The organism is Vibrio sp. S234-5 (genome assembly GCF_000960595.1).
Classification (GTDB): Bacteria; Pseudomonadota; Gammaproteobacteria; order Enterobacterales; family Vibrionaceae; genus Vibrio.
This window is the reverse complement of record NZ_JZAM01000294.1, coordinates 1-478: the sequence shown is the minus strand read 5'-3', so window position 1 is coordinate 478 and position 478 is coordinate 1. Positions and strand designations below refer to the sequence as shown.

Annotated in this window: 1 protein-coding gene; it reads right to left on the bottom strand. The window is 42.5% G+C overall.

The window, feature by feature from the left end; all coding sequences use genetic code 11:
* Window positions 1-298: 298 nt before the first annotated feature.
* Window positions 299-478: hypothetical protein (locus UF06_RS27220; protein ID WP_045571657.1), on the bottom strand; the 180-nt coding region annotated here is incomplete at its 5' end.

The following is a 478-nucleotide window of genomic DNA, read 5'->3' as shown; positions in this document are numbered from 1 at the left end:
TAACGCCCGCTTAAGGGGCAGCCAACGCTACTACTAACTTACCGCACAATACCGCAATCACAAAAACCAACGCATGGTAAAAATGCCACGCGTTGGCTGTCCCTCTTGAAGCGTTTGTTATGCTTAAGCTTCAATGACTTACGTTTTACCTAAACCAAGATTAACTCAGCTTTGATTCACAAACAAAACCCAAAAACCAGAAAACTGAAATGACTCATAGATTTGAAAATCAGACTTTGAGACTGTGGCTACTAATGCTCAAAAACCTAAGATCAAATTTCTGATTGAGCTAACCGCCCTAACCTCGCGCTTGCCAAAAAATTGATTGAGGCAATTCTCTGAATTTCCAGCGCCAAAGAATCATTGTCCGGAAAACAGCGCCCACTGAAGCCAACTTGCCGAGAAACACAAAACTCACAAGCCAAGGGAACAAAGAAAGACCATAAACCACTGATTGTTGGTGATTAAGCATAACGCC